Source organism: Rathayibacter sp. AY1A4 (assembly GCF_002930955.1).
Lineage (GTDB): Bacteria > Actinomycetota > Actinomycetes > Actinomycetales > Microbacteriaceae > Rathayibacter.
Genome location: NZ_PSTN01000054.1, coordinates 1 through 2,410 on the forward strand (window position 1 = coordinate 1; position 2,410 = coordinate 2,410).

A 2,410-nucleotide genomic window follows, 5' to 3' on the forward strand; every position below is an offset into this window, starting at 1 on the left:
GGACGGGGTCGAGGGGGACGGGTTCGAGCGCATGGCGGGCCTTCCGGACGCCCGGGCGGGTCGGGGGATCCGATTCTCAGGCGATCCGCAGGTTACGGGCGGGGCGACGGCAGTGCCAGAGGAAGCGGGGCGCGCGGGCTTAACGGGGGGTGACGCATCGGCGGGCTATTGCCGGGGAGGCCGGACGGCCGTGGTCCGAGGGGTCGATCCGGATGGCGCACTCGAGGAGCTCGGCGCTCCTCCACAGGGCCTGGATCGGCGCGGGCATCCCCGGGAGCGATCGTCACGATCCCGAGCCCTCAGGACTCGGAGCCCCGCCGGACCCGCAGCCGCGTCTCCTCGAGGTCGAGCAGCGACTGGGCGTCGCGGAGGATGCGCTGCGGGTAGGCGCGGCGCGAGCGCGCGTCGAGCAGGGCCTCCCGCTCGGCCGCGACCACGGCGAGGCGCAGCGCCCGGTAGAGACGGTGCGGAGTGTCCGCGACCGACCTCTCCGTGCCGCGCGAGCGCTCCCAGGCGGCCTCGGAGCGGAGGAACGACGTCTGGCGCACCCGCTCCAGGACGTCCGGAGCGACGGTGTCGGCGCCCTCGACGGCGTCGCCCGGGCGCTCGAGCACCGAGAGGCCCTTCTCGGTGATCTCGTCGAGCAGGCCCGCGAGCGCCCGCTGGTCCTCGGGCACGTCGATCCCGCGGATGCCCAGCGCGCGGATCAGCAGCGGCAGCGTGCTGCCCTGGATCAGCAGGGTCGCCACGGCCACGGTGAAGGCGATCAGCACGAGCTGCGGGCGGTACGGGATGTCCTCGGGCAGCGACTGCGCGGCCGCGAGGGTCACCACTCCGCGCATCCCGGACCAGCCGAGCACCAGACCGCCGCGCCAGCCGATGCCGTTGCGGCTGAAGTGCCGGTAGTCGCTGCGCCGCAGCAGGTAGCGCCGCTTCGCCCGGCCGCGCTCCTCCTTCGGCAGCTCCTGCGCCTCGGGCGACTCGAGCAGCTCCTTCTGCTCGCGGGCCCGGCGCTCGGCCCGGCGGGTCTGCCAGCGCTCGCCGAGGAGGACCGGCCCGACCCAGAGGAAGCGCACGACGATCAGCCCGACCACCGCGATCAGCCCGATCCCGACCGCTCCGGGCACCGAGAGGCGCGCGCTGTCGGCGTCGTGGATCAGCGAGCGGATCTCGAGACCGATCAGCAGGAACACGCCGTTCTCGAGCAGGAACTGCACGGTCCGCCAGTTGATCCGGTCGTTCACCCGCGACTGGGCGGTGAAGGCGCGGGAGGAGGCGTGCCCGGTGTGCAGGCCGGCGACGACCACGGCGAGCACGCCCGAGGCGCCCAGGCCCTCCGCGGGGATGAACGCGACGAAGGGGACGATGAAGGAGAGGACGGTGTTGAGCACCGGGTCCTCGAGCCGCGAGCGGACGAAGACGGTGACGACGCTGGCCACGAACCCGACCACGACGGCCACGACGACCGCGTAGAGGAAGTCGCCGATCGCGGCCCACGGCGTCGCCAGCGTCCCCGCGGCGGCGGCGAGGGCCGAGCGGAGGAGTACCAGCGCGGTCGCGTCGTTGATCAGCCCCTCGCCCTCGAGCAGGGTGAGCAGCCGCGGCGGGAGGCCGAGGCGCCGGCCGACCGAGGTCGCGGCGACGGCGTCGGGCGGGCTGATGATCGCGCCCACGGCGATCGCCAGGCCCAGCCCGAGGTCGGGGAGGAGGAGGAAGAGGAGCGCGCCGACGCCGGCCGCCGAGATCAGCACCAGCACGACCGACAGGCCGGTGATGGTGGTGAGGTTCCGGCGGAAGTCGATGAACGGGACGCTGAGCGCCGCCGCGTAGAGCAGCGGCGGCAGCACGCCGTCGAGCACCCACTCGTGCGGGACGACCACCTCCGGCACTCCGGGGATGTAGGAGACGCCGACGCCGGCCAGCACGAGGACGATCGGGGCGGCGACGCCGAGGCGCCGCGAGAAGACGGCGACCGCGACCAGGACCGAGACTCCGATGATCGCGGCGATGCCCAGCTCCATCAGCGGAGTCTCTCGGGGGCGCAGAAGGGCATGGTCTCGTCTCCAGGGGGTGGCGGGCGATCGCCCGGGACGAGTCTGCGCCTCTCGGCGGATGCGGGGCAGGGGGTTGCGAGCACCCGGCGTCCCGCGCCGGGGTCAGCCGTCGTCGCGAGCGGCGCGGCGGTCGAGCAGGCGGGCGAGCGCGAGGAGGAGCGCCATGGCGCCGAGCGCCGCGACGGCCAGGGCGAGCGCGGCGCCGGGCTCGAGCGTGATCCCGCGCTCGACGACCTGCGCGCGCAGCACCGGGTCGGCCGAGACGACGAGCAGGCCGATCGAGGCGGCGGCGAGGACGAGTCCGTAGAGGACGGCGCCGACGCGGATCCGCGGGCGGGCGGTGGCGGGGGTGGGCG

The 2,410-nt window shown here is 74.8% G+C and carries 2 protein-coding genes; both read right to left on the reverse strand.

Translation table 11 applies throughout. The annotated features are described in order from the left end of the window. Window positions 1-299 precede the first annotated feature (299 nt). Entirely contained in the window at window positions 300-2,021 is a 1,722-nt protein-coding gene (locus C5B92_RS16735; RefSeq protein WP_104346620.1) for a sodium:proton antiporter, read from the reverse strand. A gap of 135 nt (window positions 2,022-2,156) precedes the next feature. Further along, window positions 2,157-2,410: hypothetical protein (locus tag C5B92_RS17480; protein ID WP_219814363.1), on the reverse strand; the 254-nt coding region annotated here is incomplete at its 5' end.

Excerpts from the sequence above, each read along its gene's own strand:
- C5B92_RS16735 (WP_104346620.1), bottom strand. The coding sequence starts at position 2,021 with ATGGAGCTGGGCATCGCCGCGATCATCGGAGTCTCGGTCCTGGTCGCG.